Below are 20,384 nucleotides of genomic sequence, written 5' to 3'. Positions count from 1 at the left end.
TCCATGTACGAGTCCCCCAGCTGGCTGCATGAGTTGTGGATCGCCCGGGATACCCTGTGGGCGGGCTTTCAAGCCAGTGTGTATGTGTCGGCGCTGGCGATTATCTTTGGCACCCTGATCGGCATTGTCGCCGGGTTGATCCTGACCTACGGCAAATTCTGGATGCGTGCGCCGTTTCGCCTGTATGTGGATCTGATCCGTGGCACGCCGGTGTTTGTGCTGGTGCTCGCGTGTTTCTACATGTTGCCGGCCCTCGGTTGGCAGATCAGCGCGTTCCAGGCCGGTGCGGTTGGCTTGACGCTGTTTTGCGGCTCCCACGTGTCGGAGATCGTGCGCGGTGCGCTGCAAGCCATTCCCCGCGGGCAACTGGAAGCGGGCAAGGCGATTGGCCTGACGTTCCAACAGTCCCTGGCCTACGTGCTGTTGCCCCAGGCGCTGCGGCAGATCCTGCCGACCTGGGTCAATTCCTCCACGGAAATCGTCAAGGCGTCGACCCTGCTGTCGGTGATCGGCGTGGCTGAGTTGCTGCTGAGTACCCAGCAAGTGATTGCGCGCACGTTCATGACCCTGGAGTTCTACCTGTTCGCCGGGTTTCTGTTCTTTGTCATCAACTACGCCATCGAATTATTCGGGCGCTACATTGAAAAGCGGGTGGCCTTGCCATGAACCAACCTCACATCGAGCAACCGTTGCTCAACATCCGCGGCCTGCGTAAACAGTACGGCGAGGTGGAAGTGCTCAAGGGCGTGGACCTGACCATGCAGCGCGGCAACGTGGTCACGTTGATCGGCTCCAGTGGCTCGGGCAAGACCACGCTGTTGCGCTGCGTCAACCTGCTGGAGGAGTTCCAGGGCGGGCAGATCACCCTCGACGGTGAGTCCATCGGCTACAGCGACATCGGCGGCAAGCGCGTGCGCCACCCCGAGCGGGTGATTTCCCAGCATCGCGCCATGACTGGCATGGCGTTCCAGCAGTTCAACCTGTTTCCGCATTTGACGGCGTTGCAGAACGTTACCCTCGGCCTGCTCAAAGTCAAAAAGATGGGCAAGGACGAGGCTGTGGCACTCGCAGAAAAATGGCTCGACCGCGTAGGGCTTTTGGAGCGGCGCAATCACTTCCCCGGCCAGCTTTCCGGTGGCCAGCAACAGCGTGTGGCGATTGCCCGCGCCATTGCGATGAACCCCAGTCTGATGCTCTTCGACGAAGTCACCTCGGCCCTCGACCCGGAGCTGGTGGGTGAAGTGCTCAGCGTGATCAAGGGCCTGGCGGAAGAGGGCATGACCATGTTGCTGGTCACCCACGAAATGCGCTTTGCCTATGAAGTGTCCGACAAGATCGTTTTCATGAACCAGGGGCGCATTGAAGAGCAGGGGTCGTCGAAGGACATTTTCGAACGCCCGCAATCGCCGCGCCTGGCGGAATTTCTCAAGAACATTCGTTTTTAATCAGGAGGCTATTTTTATGAGCATTACTCGTTACGGCACCGGCAGCACCGCCGGCGGCGGCCAGCCCCGTCCCTTCGCCCGCGCGGTGGAAGCGGACGGCTGGCTCTACGTCTCGGGCCAAGTGCCAGCGGTGGACGGTGAAATCATCAACGGCGGCATCGTCGAGCAAACCCGGCAGACCATGCGCAATGTGGTGGCGATTCTGGAAGAGGCCGGCTACGAGTTGAAAGACGTGGTGCGTGTCGGCGTATGGCTGGAAGACCCGCGCGACTTCTGGAGTTTCAACAAGGTGTTCGGCGAATACTTCACCCCGGAACACGCCCCGGCGCGGGCCTGTGTGCAGGCCAACATGATGGTGGATTGCAAGGTGGAGATCGATTGCGTGGCCTACAAGAAAAAGGGCTAAATGCCTCACTCTTGAGACCACTGAAGATTAACTGTGGGAGCGGGCTTGCTCGCGAATGCGGTGTGTCAGTGAATACATCTGTAACTGATCCACCGCATTCGCGAGCAAGCCCGCTCCCACAGGGGATCTCGGTACAGCACCAGAATTTTACGGAACCGACCTGCCATGACCGAAGACACCATCAAACGCCGCGCCAAAGGCCTGGACCGGGCGTTCGATATCCTCGATTTTCTCAAGGAGATCGGCCAGCCCCTGCGCCCGAATGATATTGCCAGCGGCATCGGCAGCCCCAAGTCCACGGTCTATGAACTGGTCGCATCGCTGCTGGAGCGGCGCATCCTCGAAACCGTGGGCAAGGACGGTCACGTCTACCTCGGCCGCCAGCTGTACTTCCTCGGCCAGGCGCACCTGCGTCACTTCGACCTGACCCGCGAGGCCGACCACGCCTTGCAGGAGATCGTCAGCCAAACCCAAGAAACCGCGCAGATGTGCCTGCTCAACGGGCGCAAATACACGGTGGCGCTGATGCGCGAGGGCGAGCGGCATTTCCGCATATCTTCGGATATCGGCGAAAACGCACCGATCCCCTGGACCGCTTCCGGGCGCCTGTTGCTCGGGCATTTGAGTGACAAGCAGATCACTGACCTGATCGACCACGATGACTTTATCCTGCCGGACGGCCAGCGCTTGCCGCTGGACACCTTCCTCGCACAAATCCGCCAGGCCACCCTCGATGGGTTCTTTTCCTTCGACAGTGTGGCCGACACCTTTACCCATTGCTTTGCCGCCCCGGTCCGGGACGCGCAAGGCATCAGCATTGCGACCCTGTGCATCGTCGCCCCACGGGCCGATGCGCTGAAAAACTACAACGACTATCGCCGGGTGTTGATCGACAGCGCCAATAACCTGGCCCGTCGCATCAACGAATAGGAGCATTTCATGTCTGCCATCAATGCCGTTGAAAAAGGCGCCGCCGCCGTCGGTGCCCACTTGGTCCGTGACGTCAGCCTGCCTGCCCTGGTGCTGCACCGCGAGGCCCTGGAACACAACATCCGCTGGATGCAAACCTTCGTCAGCAACAGCGGCGCCGAGCTGGCGCCCCATGGCAAGACGAGCATGATGCCGGCGCTGTTCCAACGCCAGATCGCCGCCGGCGCCTGGGGCATCACCCTGGCCAGTGCGGTGCAGACCCGCGCCGCCTATGCCGGTGGCGTGCGCCGTGTGCTGATGGCCAACCAACTGGTGGGCGCGCCCAACATGGCGTTGATCGCCGACCTGCTGGCGGATAAGGATTTTGATTTCCACTGCATGGTCGACCACCCGGACAACGTCGCCGACCTCGGCCTGTTTTTCGCCGCCCGTGGCCTGCGCCTGAACGTGATGATCGAATACGGCGTGGTCGGCGGCCGTTGCGGTTGCCGCAGCGAGCAGGAAGTGCGCGACCTGGCCAAGGCGATCAAGGCCCAGCCGGCCCTGGCCCTCACCGGTATCGAAGGTTATGAAGGGGTGATCCACGGCGAGCACGCCATCAGCGGCATCCGCAACTTCGCCGCGAGCCTGGTGCGTCTGGCGGTGGATCTGCAGAACAACGGTTCATTCGACCTGCCCAAGCCGATCGTCACTGCATCGGGGTCGGCTTGGTATGACCTGATCGCCGAATCGTTTGAAGAACAAAACGCTGCCGGCCGTTTCCTCAGCGTCCTGCGCCCGGGTAGCTACGTGGCCCATGACCATGGCATCTACAAAGAAGCGCAATGCTGCGTGCTCGACCGTCGCAGCGACCTCAACGAAGGCCTGCGCCCGGCCCTGGAAGTCTGGGCTCATGTGCAATCGATGCCCGAGCCGGGTTTTGCGGTGATCGCCCTGGGCAAGCGCGACGTGGCCTACGACGCTGGTTTGCCGGTGCCGCTCAAGCGCTACAAGGCGGGCGTGGTTGGCGCCGAAGGGGATGATGTGAGTGCGTGCAAGGTCACGGCGGTGATGGACCAGCATGCGTTCATGACCGTTGCCGCGGGGGTTGAGCTGCGCATTGGCGACATTATTTCCTTCGGCACTTCGCACCCTTGCCTGACCTTTGACAAGTGGCAGGTGGGTTGCCTGGTGGATGAGCAGTTGCAGGTGGTTGAGAGTTTGCATACCTGCTTCTAGACCGAGTCGCTCCCTTCGCGAGCAAGCCCGCTCCCACACTTGACTGTATTCACAAATAGAAATCTGTGAACCCAATCCAATGTGGGAGCGGGCTTGCTCGCGAAGAGGCCATCAGCCACACCCGAGAATCCACCATGACAGCCCACCCCCACATCGCCCTCATCGGCGAATGCATGATCGAACTGCAACACCGCGCCGACGGCAGCCTGCACCAAAGCTTCGGCGGCGACACCCTGAACACGGCGGTGTACCTGCGCCGCGAGCTGGGCGATATTGGCAAAGTCGACTATGTGACAGCACTAGGCGATGACAGCTTCAGCGACGCCATGTGCCAGCAATGGGCCGACGAAGGCCTTGGGCTCGCCATGGTCCAGCGCCTGCCCGGGCGCTTGCCGGGTTTGTACTGCATCCAGACCGACGCCAATGGCGAACGCAAGTTTCTCTACTGGCGTAACGAAGCCGCCGTGCGCGACTGCTTCACCACACCCGCCGCCGAGCCGATCCTGGCCGCATTGCCGGCTTACGACGTGGTGTATTTCAGCGGCATCACCCTCGCAGTGCTGGGTGAGATCGGCCGCGAGCGCTTGCTGCACACCTTGATCGAAACCCGCCGGCGCGGCGGCAAGGTGGTGTTCGACAACAACTACCGCCCGCGTTTGTGGGCCAGTGTCGAGGCGGCACGCGTGGCGTATCGCGAGGTCTTGGCCGAGGTGGACATGGCCTTGCTGACTGAGGATGACGAGCGCGCGTTGTTTGGGTATGCCAGCAGTGAGCTGGTGTTTGCGGCGTATCCGGGGATTGAGGAAGTGGTGCTCAAGCGTGGCGCGGAGGAATGCCTGATCCGTTGTAAGGGCGAGGACTTTGCTGTGCCGGCGATCAAGGTGGAGAAGGTGGTGGATACGACGGCGGCGGGGGATTCGTTCAGTGCGGCGTATCTGGCCAGCCGGTTGAAGGGTGGCTCGCCGCAAGAGGCGGCGGTGGCGGGGCATCGGTTGGCGAGTCGGGTGATTCAAGTGCCAGGGGCGTTGATACCTCGGTGAATGGCCGCCTTTGGCGGTTCGCGAGCAAGCCCGCTCCCACATTCGACCGCATTCCGTCAGATAAAATGCGGTCATCTGTGGGAGCGGGCTTGCTCGCGAAAGCGGTTCAAAGCCAACCCCTCAGTCGCGGTAAAACACCTGCACCAGGTGATACCCAAACTTGCTCTTGATCGGCCCATGCACCACCCGCAGCGGCTTCTTGAAGATCACCGCATCGATCACCCCCACCATCTGCCCCGGCCGAATCTCCCCCAGATCACCGCCGCGCTTGCCCGACGGGCAGGTGGAGTACTTCTTGGCCAGCACGTCAAAGGCTTCGCCCTTGGCAATGCGCTGCTTGAGTTGTTCGGCTTCTTCGCTGGTTTTCACCAGGATATGACGGGCTTGGGCTTTCATTGATCTCTACCAGGTACGTGCAACGGCGCGCGATTATGCCTGAACTCATTCAACCACGCTGATCATGCTGCGGATTTTCGTGGCCAGCAGGTCGATGGAAAAGGGTTTGGCCACCATGTCCATGCCGTCCTCCAGGAAGCCTTGGCGCTCGGCGGCTTTTTCTGCGTAACCGGTCATGAACAACACGCGCAGGCCCGGCCGATGTTGGCGGGCGATCTCTGCCAGTTGCCGGCCGTTCATGCCCGGCAGGCCGACGTCGGTGACCAGCAGATCCACACGTAAATCCGACTCCAATAGCGGCAACGCAGTGCGGGCATCCGCCGCCTGGTGCGCGGTGTAGCCCAACTCGTCGAGCACATTGACCACCAGCATGCGCACCGCCGGGTCATCCTCGACTACCACCACGGCTTCACCGGCCAAGGCCACTGGCGCCTCCCCGAGGCTGGCCGGCAGGCTGCTTTCCAGCGCGGTGCCATGCAGGCGCGGCAGGTACAGGCGCACGCAGGTACCCTGGCCCGGTGCGCTGTGGATGGTCACGTGCCCGCCGGACTGCTGGGCAAAACCGTAGATCATCGACAGCCCAAGGCCGGTGCCTTGGCCGATGGGTTTGGTGGTAAAGAACGGGTCGAACGCCTTGGCAAGGATCTTCGGCGCCATGCCCGCGCCGTTGTCGCACACGCCGAGCATCACGTAGTCACCGGCTTTCACCGGTTCCAGGGTGGTGATATCGGTGCCGTCCAGGTAGCTGTTGGCCGTTTCGATCAACAATTCGCCGCCGTCGGGCATGGCATCGCGCGCGTTGATCACCAGGTTGAGCAGGGCGTTTTCCAGTTGGCTGGCGTCGGTGTTCACCGGCCAGATGTCATGGCCCAGTTGCACCTTGAGGTTGATATGGGCGCCCTTGGTACGGCGAAACAAGTCTTCGAGCGACGCCACCAACTGGTTCGGGTCCAGCGGTCGGCGGTCCAGGGACTGACGTCGCGAAAACGCCAGCAAACGGTGGGTGAGGGCGGCAGCACGGTGGGCGGAGGACACGGCGGCATCGGTAAACCGACCGATTTCGTCACTGCGCCCGGCGGCGATGTAGCGTTGCATCAGGTCCAGGCTGCCGATAATCCCGGTGAGCATATTGTTGAAGTCGTGGGCGATACCACCGGTGAGCTGGCCCACGGCTTCCATCTTCTGCGCATGGCGCAGGGCGTCTTCGGCGCGTTCACGTTCAAACATCTCGTTTTGCAGGCGCTCGTTGGCTTCGGCCAGCGCCTGGGTGCGCTGGGCCACACGCTCTTCAAGGTTTTCGTTGAGATTGCGCAGCGCTTCTTCGGTGAGTTTGCGTTCGGTTTCGTCGATCACAAAGATGTAGAAACCATTCACCGAACCGTCATTGCTGAAACGCGGCAGGTACTTCATCAATGCGTGGCGCGGGCGTCCGTCGCGGTGCGGGGTGATGGTCTGGAAGCTGCACGCCTTGCCCTTGAGCGCCGCGTTGATCTGGTCCTCGCGGCCGGCATAGACCTCGTCGCCGAGCACTTCGCGGATGCTCTTGCCGTACAGCTCCTGGGGCGTCATGCCGTACCACTCCAGGTACGCGCTGTTGTTCAGGCGAAAACGTTGCTCGTGGTCGACATAGCCAATCAGCACCGGCATGGCGTTGATGATCAGCTGCAACTCGGTCTGGCTTTGACGCAAGGCCTGTTCGGTGTGCTTGCGCTCGGTGAGGTCCAGCGCCGCGCCGAGAAAACGCGCCGGGCGGCCCTGGTGGTCCTTGTAGCAGCGCCCCCGGGCAAACACCCAGCGCACCTGGCCGTCGGCTTGCTGCAGGCGGTATTCCTCGGCGTATTCGGTGCCGTAGGTGATGCAATGCTTGATGCTGCGCGCCACCATGCCACGGTCTTCCGGGTGCACGCCTTGCAGGTAGGCGCTGATGGGCAGCAGGCCGGCGTTATCGGGGGCCACGCCGTGCAGGTAGGCGAAATGGGCGTCGGCGATAAAGCGGTCTTCGCCGATATCCCAATCCCAGGTGCCCACGGCATCGGTGGCGGCCAGCGCCAGTTGCAGGCGTTGCTCGGTGTTGTGCTGGGCCTTGCGGCGTTCGTTGGTTTCGATGGCGGTGACCAGGATCCCGGCGACGCTGCCGCTTTCATCGCGCACCGGGCTGTAGGTCAGGTCCAGCCAGATCTCGGTGTCGCGGTGATTGCGTTGCAGGATAAAGCGCTGCTCGGTGAAGGTGCGCACCTGGCCTTCGAGCACCGCGTTGTAGATCGGCGCGGTGAAGCTTTGCAGCTCCGGCCAGGCCTGGTGCGCCGGCTGGCCCAGGGCGTCGGGGTGCTTGTTGCCGGCCAGCAGGGCGAAGCCGTCGTTGTAGAGCTGGGTCAGTTGGCTGCCCCACAGCAGGAGCATCGGCATCGGCGAGTGGACAACGATATCCACGGCGGTGCGCAGGCTTTGCGGCCAGTCGTTTATCTCACCGAGTGGGCTTTGCGCCCAGTCCAGCCGCGCAATCAATGCAGCGGCTGCGCTGACGGTGGGTGTTCCATTCATGAAAAAGCCCTGAGCGTAACGCTTTGAAATATGACAAACGCCGATTATCCCGTGAGTCGGGAATGGCTGACTACCCCTCGAAAAATAGCATGCATTGGGGTTTTGTCTTCAAATGAGTGCATCAGGGCTGAAACCTTTCATCTTTCAAGCCAGTTCGGGGCGGTCGCGAAACTCCTCCAGGGCCTGTGGGTTGGCGAGGGCGTCGGTGTTTTTCACCGGTTCACCATGCACCACGTTGCGCACCGCCAACTCGACGATCTTGCCGCTGATGGTGCGGGGGATATCCGTGACAGCGAGGATCTTCGCCGGCACATGGCGTGGCGTGGTGTTGGCGCGGATCACCTGGCGAATCTGCTGTTCCAGGGCTTCATCCAACTCGATACCGTCGTTGAGGCGCACAAACAGCACCACCCGTACGTCATCCTGCCAGCGCTGACCAATGGCCAGGCTTTCCATCACCTGGGGGACTTTTTCCACCTGGCGATAAATCTCCGCCGTGCCGATGCGCACACCGCCGGGGTTGAGCACTGCGTCGGAGCGCCCGTGAATCAACAGGCTGCCGTTGGGCCGTTGCTCGGCGTAGTCGCCCTGGGCCCACACGCCGGGAAACTGGCTGAAATACGAGGCGCGCAGCTTCTTTTGTTCGGGATCGTTCCACAAACCGATGGGCATGGCCGGGAAGTGCCGGGTGCATACCAACTCGCCTTTCTCGCCGATCAGCGCCCGGCCCTGGTCGTCCCAGACCTCGATTGCCATCGCCAGGCTCTTGCACTGCATCTCGCCCCGGCGCACGGGCAGCACCGGGTTGCCGATCACAAAGCAGGACACGATATCGGTGCCGCCGGACATGGATGACAGACACAGCTCAGCCTTGATTTCGCGGTACACGTAGTCGTAGCTCTGCGGCGACAACGGCGAGCCGGTGGAAATCAAGCCCTTGAGGCTGCGCAAGTCGTGGCTCAGGCGCGGTTGCAGGCCGGCCTTTTCCAGGGTGGCGAGGAACTTGGGGCTGGTGCCGAACACGCTGATCTGTTCGGCGTCGATCAAGTCGAGCAGGCGCTCCGGCCCCGGATGAAACGGCGAGCCGTCATACAGCACCGCCGTCGCGCCGATGGCCAGCACCGAGACCAGCCAGTTCCACATCATCCAGCCGCAGGTGGTGTAGTAGAACAGGCAGTCCTCGCGGCTCAGGTCGGCATGCAGGCCGTGTTCCTTGAGGTGGGTGAGCAGCACGCCGCCGGTGCCGTGGATGATGCACTTGGGCACGCCGGTGGTGCCGCTGGAATACAGGATGTACAGCGGGTGATCGAAGGGCACCGCGACGAATTCAGGCTCGCCGCCGGGTTGGTAGAAGTCGCCCCACAGGCTGACGCTGGCTGCGGTTTGATAGTCCTCGACCCGCGCCTGGGGCCGTGCGTACGGCACGATGATCAGTTGCTCCAGGGAGGGCAGCCGTTCGAGGATTTCGTTGAGCTTGGCCGTTTGGTCGATGTTTTTGCCGGCGTAGCGGTAGCCGGCGCAGGTGATCAGCACCTTGGGTTCGATCTGGCCGAAACGGTCGATCACGCCCTGGGTGCCGAAGTCGGGCGAGGAGCACGACCAGATCGCCCCAAGGCTGCTGGTGGCAAGCATGCCCACCAGGGTTTGCCAGGTGTTGGGCATGCACGCGGCCACGCGGTCGCCCTGGGTCACGCCGATGGCCCGCAGGCTGTGTTGCAGGCCGGCGACGTGGGCCGCCAGTTCGGCGTAGGTCAGCTGTTCGCGCTGGCCGTCTTCACCGATGGCGACCACGGCGGGGTGGTCGTCACGGCGGCGCAGCAGGTGCTCGGCAAAGTTCAGGGTGGCGCCGGGGAACCACTGGGCGCTGGGCATTTCGCGGTCTTCGACCAGCACGGCGCTGGGCGGGGTGCGAAACTGCACGTCAAAGAACGTGACGATGGCCTGCCAGAAGTCGGGGCGCTGGTCGATGCTCCACTGGTGCAGGGCGGGGTAGTCGGCGAGTTGCAGGGCGAAGCGCTCGTTGATGTAGCGGCGGAATTGGTCCATGCGCGTGGCGGCGATGCGTTCCGGGGAGGGTTGCCAGAGGATGTCGGACATAGGCACGTCTCTTGTTTTTGTATGAAGTCTTCCAGACAACACAGGCCAAATGTGGGAGCGGGCTTGCTCGCGAATGCGGTGGGTCAGTACAAGATGTGCTAGCTGATACACCGCATTCGCGAGCAAGCCCGCTCCCACATTTGGATCTCCATTGTTGTCGAGATAGGGGGCTATTGGGCCAGCCAGCCGCCATCGATGTTCCACGCGGCGCCACGCACCTGGCTGCCAGCTTCGCTGCACAGGAACAGCACCAGCTCGCCGAGTTGCGGCGGTGTGACAAACTCCAGCGACGGCTGCTTCTCCGCCAGCAGGTCATGCTGCGCCTGCTGCGGGTCCACGCCCGTGGCGATGCGATCATCGATCTGTTTCTGCACCAGCGGCGTCAGCACCCAGCCCGGGCAGATGGCGTTGCAGGTCACATTGCTGGTGGCCGTCTCCAGGCCCACCACTTTGGTCAAGCCGATCACCCCATGCTTGGCTGCTACGTACGCGGCCTTGCCCACCGAGCCGACCTGGCCGTGTACCGAAGCAATGTTGACGATACGCCCCCAGCCCTTGGCCTTCATCCCCGGCAAGCTCAGGCGCGTGCTGTGGAACACCGACGACAGGTTGATGGCAATGATCGAATCCCAGCGCTCGGCAGGGAAGTCTTCCACCGCCGCCACGTGCTGGATGCCAGCGTTGTTCACCAGGATGTCGACGCCGCCGAATTCACGCTCGGCGTAGGCGAGCATGTCGGCGATCTGCGCCGGGTCGCTGACGTCCGCCGGGTGATGGCCAACCTTGCCGCCAAACGCCTGCACCTGGGCGATCACCGCGCTGGCGTCGCCGAAGCCGTTGAGGATCAGGTTGGCGCCGGCCTTGGCCAGGCTCAGCGCAATCCCCAGGCCGATGCCGCTGGTGGAGCCGGTGACCAGGGCGGTCTTGCCGTTTAAAGTCGTCATGAAAACCTCACACAATGCCGGTGGCGTAGAAAGTCCCGATCACCACGAACACCGCAAGGGTCTTGATGATCGTGATGCCGAAAATGTCCTTGTAGGCTTCGCGGTGGGTCAGCCCGGTCACCGCCAGCAGGGTGATCACCGCGCCGTTGTGGGGCAGGGTGTCCATGCCGCCGCTGGCCATGGCCGCCACGCGGTGCAGCACTTCAAGGGGGATATTGGCCGCATGGGCCGCCGAAATAAAGCTCTCGGACATGGCCGCCAGCGCAATGCTCATGCCGCCCGAGGCGGAACCGGTGATGCCGGCCAGCAAGGTCACGGTAATCGCTTCGTTGACCAGCGGGTTGGGAATGCCCTTGAGCCAGTCCGCCAGCACCAAAAAGCCCGGCAGCGAGGCGATCACCGCGCCAAAGCCGTATTCCGACGCGGTGTTCATCGCCGCCAGCAACGCACCGCTGACTGCGCTTTTGCTGCCTTCGGCGAGTTTGCTTTTGATCGCCGACCAGCCGAACACCAGCACCATCAAGATGCCCACCAGCAGCGCCGCCTGCACCGCCCAGATCGCGGTGAGCTTGGCGATTTCAGTGGTCACCGGCGCGCTCATGCCCGGCAGGGCGAGGCTGTGTGTCTTGCCGTACCACTGCGGGATCCAGTGGGTGAACAGCAGGTTCATCACGCCCACCAGGATCAGCGGCGACAGGGCGATCCAGGGGTTGGGCAAGCTGAGGTTTTCGGCGGTTTCCGGCTCGTTACGCAGCTCGGTGCCATAGCCTTCGCCGGCGCGCTGGGCCTTGTTGCGCTGGCGCGCGAGGTAGAGCATGCCGGCGCAGAACACGAAGATTGTGCCAATCAAGCCCAGCCACGGCGCGGCCCAGGCGGTGGTGTTGAAAAACGTGCTGGGGATGATGTTCTGGATCTGCGGCGTGCCGGGCAGGGCGTCCATGGTGAACGAAAACGCGCCGAGGGCGATGGTCGCCGGGATCAGGCGCTTGGGGATATTGCTCTGGCGAAACATCTCCGCCGCAAACGGGTACACCGCAAACACCACCACAAACAGCGACACGCCGCCGTAGGTGAGCAGGGCGCAGACCAGCACGATCACCAGCATCGCCTGCCGCGTGCCAAGCAAGCGGATCGCCGCGGCCACAATCGAACGGGAAAAGCCCGACAGCTCGATCAGCTTGCCAAACACCGCGCCGAGCAGGAACACCGGGAAATACAGTTTGATAAAACCGACCATCTTCTCCATGAACACCCCGGTAAAGGCAGGCGCAACGGCGGATGGGTCAGTGAGCAGGACCGCGCCGAGGGCGGCGATGGGGGCAAACAGGATAACGCTATAGCCACGGTAGGCAGCCAGCATCAGCAGCGCGAGGGCTGCCAGGGCGATGATTACACTCATGGAGTGTCTCCGGATCGAATTGTTATTTTTGTGGGGTGTTGCTGTAGGAGGAGGCTATAGCTAGATCTGTGCCAAGACTTTAAGTTATTGAAATATAAGTAAAATGTACAAATAGCTGATGGCGATTTTGAATGTAGTCTCTAACTTGAGACTAGTGAACACCCCATGTGGGAGCGGGCTTGCTCGCGAATGCGGTGTGTCAGTCAGCACATTTGGCACTGATGCACCGCATTCGCGAGCAAGCCCGCTCCCACATGGGAATGTCTTTGTATTGGGAATTTTGTCTCTTTATTGAGATTGCGCGATACCCAAGGCCACCATCTTCTTGTACAGCGTCGACCGCCCAAGCCCCAACCGCTTGGCCGCCTCCACCACATTTCCCTCGCAGGCCGCCAAGGCCGCCGCAATGATCTGCCGATCAAACCGCTCCCGCGCCGCGCTGAAGCTTTCTCCTTCTACCGCCGCCACCGCATTGCGCGCGACCGGGGTAAACGTGCCGATGGCCGCGCGAATCTCCTCGGCATTCAACACCAGGTCATCACTGAGCAACGCCGCCCGTTCCAGCACATTGCGTAGCTCGCGGATATTCCCCGGCCATGCGTGTTGCGCGAGCAGTGCCAGGGCTTCGCGGTCCAGTTCGTGCTGGCTGCGCAGTTCCTCAAGGATCGCCTCGCTCAGCGCCGGTATATCTTCCAGGCGCTCGCGCAAGGGTGGCACCTGGATCGGCAGCACGTTCAGCCGGTAATACAAGTCCGCACGGAATTCACCGCGCTTGATCGCTGCTTCCAGGTCCATGGACGTGGCCGCGATCACCCGCACGTCGCTGTGCAGCATCTCGTTGGAGCCTACCGGTTCGAATTCCTTTTCCTGCAATACGCGCAGCAGTTTGCTTTGCAGCGGCAGGGGCATATCGCCGATTTCATCGAGGAACAGCGTACCGCCCTGGGCGATCTGGAACTTGCCGGGACGGCCCTTGCGGTCGGCACCGGTAAACGCGCCCGGCGCGGTGCCGAAGAATTCGGCTTCCAGCAGGTCGGCAGGAATCGCCGCGCTGTTGACGCTGACAAACGCCTTGTGTGCACGGGGTGATGCGCCGTGAATCGCCTGGGCCAGCAATTCCTTGCCAGTGCCGGTTTCTCCCAGCAACAGCACTGGCGACTCGGCGCTGGCGCTGCGCCGTGCGCGGCGTTTGACTTCGAGGCTGGCGGCGCTGGTGCCGATAAAATGCGCGAAGTTGTATTTGCTCTGCCGCGAACGCAGCAACGAACGGGTCGAGGCCAGTTCCTGCTGCATGCTCAGGTAGCGCTCGATCAGCGGCGACAGGTTGCGCAGCTCATCAAACAGCGCGAACCCAATCGCCCCGATCACCGCGCCGGCGTCGTTGTGGATCGGCAGGCGCATCACCACCAACGGGCCTTTGGGCGTGTCCTGGATGTCCAGCAGGATCGGCAGGTCGGTGCGCACCACCTGGCGCAACAGGCTGTTGGAAATCACCTGCTCGCACGGCTGGCCGATGGCTTCATCGGCGCTTTTCAGGCCGAAGCGCTTGGCGTAGCGCTCGTTCATCCAGACGATATTGGCGTCGCGATCGACAATCACCGTGCCTTCGCTGGACTGCTCGATGATCTCGAACAGCGACTGGATGGCCAGGCCGCGCACCTGTTGGTAGTCCTTGAGGCTTTCGCTGGTGTTCATAGGTATGCCGTCAACGCAAATTGAGGGTGGGACGCGATCCTGTGGGAGCGGGCTTGCTCGCGAAGGCAGTGTGTCAGTCAGTATATTCGGCACTGATACACCGCTTTCGCGAGCAAGCCCGCTCCCACAGGGGGATGTGTTTACAAGGGGATATTGGCGGCGGCCAGCAGCTCCTGGGTGTAGGCGTGCTGGGGGGCTTCGAATACCTGATGACTTGCCCCAGCCTCCACCACCTTGCCATCCTTGATCACGATCATGTCATGGGCCATGGCCCGCACCACCGCCAGGTCATGGCTGATAAACAGGTAGGTCAGGCCGTACTTCTCCTGCAACTCACGCAATAGCGCCACCACCTGCTTTTGCACCGTGCGGTCGAGGGCCGAGGTCGGTTCGTCCAGCAGCATCAGCGCCGGTTTGAGCACCAGGGCGCGGGCGATGGCGATGCGTTGGCGCTGGCCGCCGGAAAATTCGTGTGGGTAGCGGTGGCGGCTGGCGGGGTCGAGGCCGACGTCCTTGAGCACCTGGATCACCTGCGCATCGCGCTCTTGCAGGCTGCACGGCGCGTGCACTTCCAGGCCTTCGCTGATGATCTGCTGCACCGACATGCGCGGGCTGAGGCTGCCGTAAGGGTCCTGGAAAACCACCTGCATCTGTTTGCGCCACGGGCGCATCTGCTGGTGGTTGAGCGGGTCGAGGGCAGTGCCCTGAAAGCGGATGCTGCCGGTGGAGTCCAGCAGGCGCAGGATCGCCTGGCCCAAGGTGGACTTGCCTGAGCCGGACTCGCCGACAATCCCCAGGGTCTTGCCCCGCTGCACGCTGAGGCTGATGCCGTCCACCGCGCGCAGATAGGTCTTGCGTCGGAACAAGCCGCCGCCGAGGGGGAATTGCACGCTCAGATCGTCCACCTGCAACACCGTTTCACGGGTATCGCTGCACAGCACGTCGCCCGAGGGCTCGGCGTCCAGCAGCAGGCGGCTGTAATGGTGCTGCGGCGCCGTGAACAAGGTCTGGCAGTCGGCCTGTTCGACGATCTCACCGGCGCGCATCACGCACACACGCTGGGCAATGCTGCGCACCAGGTTGAGGTCGTGGCTGATCAGCAGCAGCGACATGCCCAGGCGCTGTTGCAGGGACTTGAGCAGCAGCAGGATCTTGCGCTGCACCGTCACGTCCAGCGCAGTGGTGGGTTCGTCGGCGATCAGCAACTCGGGCTCGCAGGCCAGGGCCATGGCGATCATCACCCGTTGCCGCTGGCCGCCGGAGAGTTGGTGCGGGTAGGCCTTGAGGCGTTCCTGGGGTTTCTGGATGCCCACCAGGTCGAGCAGTTCAAGGATGCGCGCCTGCGCCGCCTTGCCGCCCAGGCCCTTGTGCAGCAGCAGGGTTTCGCCGATCTGCTTTTCGATGCTGTGCAAGGGATTGAGGGAGGTCATCGGCTCCTGGAAGATCATCGCGATGCGGTTGCCGCGCAGTTTCTGCAAGGTGCTGGCCGAGGCGCCCACCAGTTCCTCGCCGCGATAACGGATGGAACCGGTGGTCAACGTGCCGGCCTCGGGCAGCAGTTGCAGGATCGAATGGGCCGTCACCGACTTGCCCGAGCCCGATTCGCCCACCAGCGCCAGGCACTCGCCGGGGCGCACATCCAGGCACAGCTTGTTCACCACGGTCTGGCCGTTGAAGGCGACGCTGAGGTCGCGGATCTCGATCAGGTTCATATGCAGTCACTCATGAGCGGGGGTCGAAGGCGTCACGCAGCGCCTCGCCAATAAAGACCAACAGCGACAGGATCAGCGCCAGGGTGAAAAACGCCGTCAGGCCCAGCCACGGTGCTTGCAGGTTCTGCTTGCCCTGGGCGATCAACTCGCCCAGGGACGCGCTGCCGGCGGGCATGCCAAAGCCGAGGAAATCCAGGGCGCTCAAGGTGGAAATCGCCCCGGTCAAAATAAATGGCAGGTAACTCAAGGTGGCGGTCATGGCATTCGGCAGGATATGCCGGCGGATGATCTTCGCGTCGCCCAAGCCCAGGGCGCGCGCGGCCTTGACGTATTCCAGGTTGCGCCCGCGCAGGAACTCGGCGCGCACCACGTCCACCAGGGCCAGCCAGGAAAACAGCGCCATGATCCCCAGCAGCCACCAGAAATTCGGCTCGACAAAGCCCGAGAGGATGATCAGCAGGTACAGCACCGGCAACCCGGACCACACTTCCAGCACGCGCTGGCCAATCAGATCCACCCAGCCGCCGTAGTAGCCCTGCAACGCACCGGCAGCAATGCCGATGGCCGCGCTGATCGCGGTGAGCGCCAGGGCAAACAGGATCGACACCCGCGCGCCAAAGATCACCCGCGCCAACACGTCCCGCGACTGATCGTCGGTGCCCAGCCAGTTCACCGCCGAGGGCGGGCTGGGGGCAGGGCGGGTCAGTTCGTAGTTGGGCGTGTCGTCGCTGAACGGGATCGGCGGGAACAGCATCCAGCCACCGTCCTGTTTGATCAGTTTTTGCACGTAGTCGCTGCGATAGTCGGCCTGGAACGGCAACTGGCCGCCAAACTGCTGCTCGGTGTAGCGCTTGAACACCGGGAAATACAGCTCGTTCTTGAAGCTCAGCACCAGCGGCTTGTCATTGGCGATCAACTCGCCGCCGAGGGTGAGGACGAACAGGCCGATAAACAGCCACAGCGACCACCAGCCGCGACGGTTCTTCTTGAAGCGCTCGAAACGCCGACGGGCCACGGGAGACAGATTAAGCATCAGGCGTTCCTCGCGGCGAAGTCGATACGCGGGTCCACCAGGGTGTAGCAGAGGTCACCGATGAGTTTTATCAAGAGGCCGAACAGAGTGAAGATAAACAGCGAACCGAACACCACCGGATAGTCCCGCGAGACGGCCGCTTCGTAACTCATGCGGCCCAGGCCATCAAGGGAGAAAATCACCTCGATCAGCAGGGAACCGGCAAAGAACACGCTGATAAACGCCTGGGGAATGCCCGATATCACCAACAGCATGGCGTTGCGGAACACATGGCCGTACAGCACGCGCCGTTCGCTGAGGCCCTTGGCACGGGCAGTGACCACGTATTGGCGGGTGATTTCATTGAGGAACGAGTTTTTCGTGAGGATGGTCAACGTGGCGAACCCGCCGATCACCAGCGAGGTCACCGGCAGCACCAGGTGCCAGAAGTAGTCGGCGATCTTGCCCACGGTGCTCAGTTCTTCGAAGTTCTCCGAGACCAGCCCGCGCACCGGGAACCAGTTCAACGAGGTGCCGCCGGCGAAGACCACGATCAAGAACATCGCAAACAGGAACGCCGGCATGGCATAGCCGATGACAATGGCGGTGCTGCTCCACACGTCAAAGTTGCTGCCGTGGCGCACCGCCTTGCGAATCCCCAGGGGGATCGACACCAGGTAGGTAATCAGCGTGGCCCACAAGCCTAGGGAAATGGTGACGGGCATCTTTTCCAGGATCAGGTCGATCACCGTCTTGCCGCGAAAGAAGCTGTTGCCGAAGTCCAGTTGGGCGTAGCTGGTGAGCATCAGCCACAGGCGTTCCGGCGCGGGCTTGTCGAAGCCGTATTGTTTTTCGATGTCCTTGATCAGTTTCGGGTCGAGGCCACGGCTGGCGCGGGAGCCGCCGCTGATGCCGTCACCGCCTGAGCCGCCGACCGCGCCGCCGCCGATGCCTTGCAGGTGGGCGATGGCTTGTTCCACCGGCCCGCCAGGCGCGGCCTGCACGATAACGAAGTTGACCAGCAGGATAATCACCAGCGTGGGGATGATCAGCAGCAGGCGCCGTACGATATAAGCAAACATCAGTGGCTGCCTCCGCGTTTCTGCATCTGTTCGTTGGTCAGCGGCGTGGGGCTGATTTCCCACCAGCTTTCCAGGGCTTCATCGTTCTTCGCCTCGACGGCCGGGCGGCCGAAGCGGTTCCACCACGCGGCGGACGTGCCGGGCGGGTAGTAGTTGGGAATCCACAGGTAATTCCATTGCAGTACCCGGTCCAGGGCGTGGGCGTAGGTGAGCATCTGCGCCTGGGTGTTGGCCTTGACCAGGCCTTTGACCAGGGTATCGACGGCCGGATCCTTGAGCACCATGTAGTTGTTGGCGCCCGGGTCGAATGCCGCTTCCGAGCCGAAGTAGTTGTACAGCTCCATCCCTGGCGAGGTGGTGACCGGGAAGCCGACCACGATCATGTCGTAGTCGCGCGCCATCATGCGGTTCACGTATTGCGAGGGGTCGATGCGGCGGATGTTCAAGGTGATGCCGATCTGTGCCAGGTTGCGTTTGTACGGTAGCAACAGGCGTTCCAGGCCGTTCTGGGTATTGAGGAAGGTGAACTCCAGCGGCTCGCCCTCGGCGTTGACCAGCTTGTCGCCGTCCGGTTTCCAGCCGGCCTCTTCCAGCAGGGCCAGGGCTTGCAGTTGTTTGTCGCGGATCATGCCGCTGCCGTCGGTGACCGGGGCCTTGAACACTTGCGTGAAGACCTCGTCAGGAATCTGCCCGCGCAGGGGCTCGAGGATCGCCAGTTCTTCTGGAGTGGGCGGTTGGCTGGCGGCCAGCGGGCTGTTGGAAAAGAAGCTCTGCTGGCGGATGTACATATTGCGCATCATCTGCCGGTTGGCCCATTCGAAGTCCCAGAGCATCGCCAGGGCCTGGCGCACGCGGCGGTCCTTGAACATCGATTTTTGCACGTTGAACACATAGCCCTGGGCCGGTTGCGGTGCCTCTTTGGCCAGGTGCGCACGTTGCAGGCGGCCATCGTCGAGGGCCGGGCCGTTGTAGCCGATGGAATAGCCGGTGGCGGAAAACTCGCGGTTGAAATCATAGGCGCCGCCGCGCAGGACCTGGCGCGCCACTTCGGTGTCGCCGAAGTATTCCAGGCTCAGGTGATCGAAGTTGTACAGGCCACGGCTGACGGGCAGGTCCTTGCCCCACCAGTCGGGGTCGCGGGTAAAGGTGATGGTGCTGCCGGAGTCGATCTTGCTGATCTTGTACGGGCCGCTGCCCAGCGGGGCCTCGTAGCCGCCGCCATTGGCGAAGTCGCGGGTTTTCCACCAGTGTTCGGGGAGCACCGGCAGGGTCGCCAGGTCGAGGGGCAGGGTGCGGTTTTCATTGCTGGAGAAATCGAAGCGCACTTGGCGCTCACCTTCGACCTCGACGTGCTTGACGTCGGCGAACAGCGTGCGAAAGCCCAGCCGGCCTTGGGTCATCAGCAGGTTGTAGCTGTAGCGCACGTCTTCGGCGGTGATCGGCGTGCCATCGGCGAAACGCGCCTTGGGGTTGAGGAAGAAGCGCAGCGACAGGCCATCCTCGGCGCGTTCCATCTTCTCGGCCACCAGGCCATAGACCGTGTAGGGCTCATCCAGGGAGCGCTGGGCCAGGGGCGAATAGAGCCAGCCGTCGACCTGGGACACGCCGATGCCTTTGTCGATATACGGCAGCACATGGTCAAAGCGCCCGATCTCGATGGCCGAGCGCTTAAGGCTGCCGCCCTTGGGGGCGTTGGGGTTGACGTAGTCGAAGTGGTGGAAACCGGCGGGGTACTTGGCCGGTTCGCCGTACACGGTGAGGTACGGTTGCGGCGCCGCAATCACGGCGGTGCTGGCCAGCAGCAGGGCCAGGGTAGAGCTCAGCAGAGTCGAAAACGCCAGTCGCATTGTCAGCCTTAAACGCCGCGTAGAGAAGAATAGGGATTTGTACGCTAACGGCATCCGTGTCGCCAGTCGTCACATGCACAACGGCCCACCAAAAGGCGGGCCGTTGTGTAGGGCATCAGCGCAGACTGGATCAGTCCTGGCGGCTGGTGACTTCCAGCAGGTGGTAGCCGAACTGGGTTTTTACTGGGCCTTGTACGGTGTTGACCGGGGCGCTGAAGACGACGGTGTCGAATTCCTTGACCATCTGGCCTGGGCCGAACGAGCCCAGGTTGCCGCCGTCGCGGCTGGATGGGCAGCTGGAATTGGCTTTGGCGATTTCTGCGAAATCAGCGCCGCCTTCGATTTGGGCTTTGAGTTCGTTGCACTTGTCTTCAGTGGAAACGAGGATGTGACGGGCGGTGGCTTTGGCCATGGGGAAGGTCTCCTTGGGGTAAAAAGGGGGAGCGTACCGGATTCAGGCGGTTATTTCTTGGCAAAGTTCCGCTGGGGGATGGAGTACATATCCATTTCTTCGGTAACGGCCGCTATTGGTTCCGCCCTTACGGCGGCTCACTTTTGAAGAGCGCAAAAGTAAGCAAAACGCTCTTGCCCAACCCTCGGCACCTCGCCTAGGCTCGGTG

General features: G+C 62.5%; 17 protein-coding genes. 6 read left to right on the top strand and 11 right to left on the bottom strand.

The genetic code is table 11. The features are described from left to right. Positions 1 to 3: 3 nt before the first annotated feature. The 6 genes from DBR46_RS14445 to DBR46_RS14415 all read left to right on the top strand — a co-directional run bounded on the left by DBR46_RS14445 (position 4) and on the right by DBR46_RS14415 (position 5,039). Complete coding sequence (locus DBR46_RS14445) at positions 4 to 666, top strand: amino acid ABC transporter permease (RefSeq protein WP_017737241.1); 663 nt, start codon at positions 4 to 6, stop codon at positions 664 to 666. Next, positions 663 to 1,445 (top strand): amino acid ABC transporter ATP-binding protein, encoded by a 783-nt coding sequence (locus tag DBR46_RS14440; RefSeq protein ID WP_124526744.1) that lies wholly within the window; start codon positions 663 to 665, stop codon positions 1,443 to 1,445. Before DBR46_RS14445 ends, DBR46_RS14440 begins: the two co-directional genes overlap by 4 nt. Before the next feature lie 16 nt (positions 1,446 to 1,461). Further along, positions 1,462 to 1,851, top strand: coding sequence for a RidA family protein (locus tag DBR46_RS14435; protein ID WP_078742925.1), 390 nt, complete (start codon positions 1,462 to 1,464; stop codon positions 1,849 to 1,851). A 165-nt stretch (positions 1,852 to 2,016) separates the two neighbouring features. Beyond that, positions 2,017 to 2,781, top strand: a complete 765-nt coding sequence (locus DBR46_RS14425) for an IclR family transcriptional regulator (protein ID WP_124526742.1) — start codon at positions 2,017 to 2,019, stop codon at positions 2,779 to 2,781. Between the two features lie 9 nt (positions 2,782 to 2,790). Beyond that, positions 2,791 to 3,999: an amino acid deaminase gene (locus DBR46_RS14420; protein ID WP_124526741.1), complete on the top strand. Its 1,209-nt coding sequence runs from the start codon at positions 2,791 to 2,793 to the stop codon at positions 3,997 to 3,999. Between the two features lie 134 nt (positions 4,000 to 4,133). After that, entirely contained in the window at positions 4,134 to 5,039 is a 906-nt protein-coding gene (locus DBR46_RS14415) for a sugar kinase (protein ID WP_124526740.1), read from the top strand. 120 nt (positions 5,040 to 5,159) lie between these two features. On the opposite strand, the gene DBR46_RS14410 is transcribed toward DBR46_RS14415, so the two are convergent. From DBR46_RS14410 to DBR46_RS14355, 11 genes are all read right to left on the bottom strand, one after another. Next, positions 5,160 to 5,435 carry a peptidylprolyl isomerase gene (locus DBR46_RS14410; RefSeq protein ID WP_017737235.1) on the bottom strand — a complete coding sequence of 92 codons (276 nt, stop codon included), beginning with the start codon at positions 5,433 to 5,435 and terminating at the stop codon, positions 5,160 to 5,162. A gap of 45 nt (positions 5,436 to 5,480) precedes the next feature. Next, entirely contained in the window at positions 5,481 to 7,976 is a 2,496-nt protein-coding gene (locus tag DBR46_RS14405) for a PAS domain-containing protein (protein WP_124526739.1), read from the bottom strand. 144 nt (positions 7,977 to 8,120) lie between these two features. Further along, positions 8,121 to 10,073: an acetoacetate--CoA ligase gene (locus tag DBR46_RS14400; RefSeq protein WP_124526738.1), complete on the bottom strand. Its 1,953-nt coding sequence runs from the start codon at positions 10,071 to 10,073 to the stop codon at positions 8,121 to 8,123. Between the two features lie 170 nt (positions 10,074 to 10,243). Continuing rightward, positions 10,244 to 11,017, bottom strand: a complete 774-nt coding sequence (locus DBR46_RS14395; RefSeq protein ID WP_124526737.1) for a 3-hydroxybutyrate dehydrogenase — start codon at positions 11,015 to 11,017, stop codon at positions 10,244 to 10,246. A 7-nt stretch (positions 11,018 to 11,024) separates the two neighbouring features. Continuing rightward, positions 11,025 to 12,416, bottom strand: a complete 1,392-nt coding sequence (locus tag DBR46_RS14390) for a GntP family permease (RefSeq protein WP_124526736.1) — start codon at positions 12,414 to 12,416, stop codon at positions 11,025 to 11,027. A 288-nt stretch (positions 12,417 to 12,704) separates the two neighbouring features. Continuing rightward, positions 12,705 to 14,111 carry a sigma-54-dependent Fis family transcriptional regulator gene (locus DBR46_RS14385; RefSeq protein ID WP_124526735.1) on the bottom strand — a complete coding sequence of 469 codons (1,407 nt, stop codon included), beginning with the start codon at positions 14,109 to 14,111 and terminating at the stop codon, positions 12,705 to 12,707. Between the two features lie 140 nt (positions 14,112 to 14,251). Next, positions 14,252 to 15,823 carry an ABC transporter ATP-binding protein gene (locus DBR46_RS14375; RefSeq protein ID WP_124526733.1) on the bottom strand — a complete coding sequence of 524 codons (1,572 nt, stop codon included), beginning with the start codon at positions 15,821 to 15,823 and terminating at the stop codon, positions 14,252 to 14,254. Between the two features lie 10 nt (positions 15,824 to 15,833). After that, positions 15,834 to 16,856, bottom strand: a complete 1,023-nt coding sequence (locus DBR46_RS14370; RefSeq protein WP_177414057.1) for an ABC transporter permease — start codon at positions 16,854 to 16,856, stop codon at positions 15,834 to 15,836. Continuing rightward, positions 16,856 to 17,917, bottom strand: a complete 1,062-nt coding sequence (locus DBR46_RS14365; protein WP_124526731.1) for a microcin C ABC transporter permease YejB — start codon at positions 17,915 to 17,917, stop codon at positions 16,856 to 16,858. The genes DBR46_RS14370 and DBR46_RS14365 overlap by 1 nt, the downstream gene beginning before the upstream one ends. Then, positions 17,917 to 19,764: an extracellular solute-binding protein gene (locus tag DBR46_RS14360; RefSeq protein WP_124526730.1), complete on the bottom strand. Its 1,848-nt coding sequence runs from the start codon at positions 19,762 to 19,764 to the stop codon at positions 17,917 to 17,919. The genes DBR46_RS14365 and DBR46_RS14360 overlap by 1 nt, the downstream gene beginning before the upstream one ends. Positions 19,765 to 19,894: 130 nt before the next feature. After that, positions 19,895 to 20,176, bottom strand: a complete 282-nt coding sequence (locus tag DBR46_RS14355) for a peptidylprolyl isomerase (protein WP_010210937.1) — start codon at positions 20,174 to 20,176, stop codon at positions 19,895 to 19,897. Positions 20,177 to 20,384 lie beyond the last annotated feature (208 nt).

The sequence above is a fragment of the Pseudomonas sp. KBW05 genome (assembly GCF_003852405.1).
Lineage (GTDB): Bacteria > Pseudomonadota > Gammaproteobacteria > Pseudomonadales > Pseudomonadaceae > Aquipseudomonas.
Note: the sequence above shows the minus strand (reverse complement) of the source record. Positions and strands in the feature narration are given on the sequence as shown.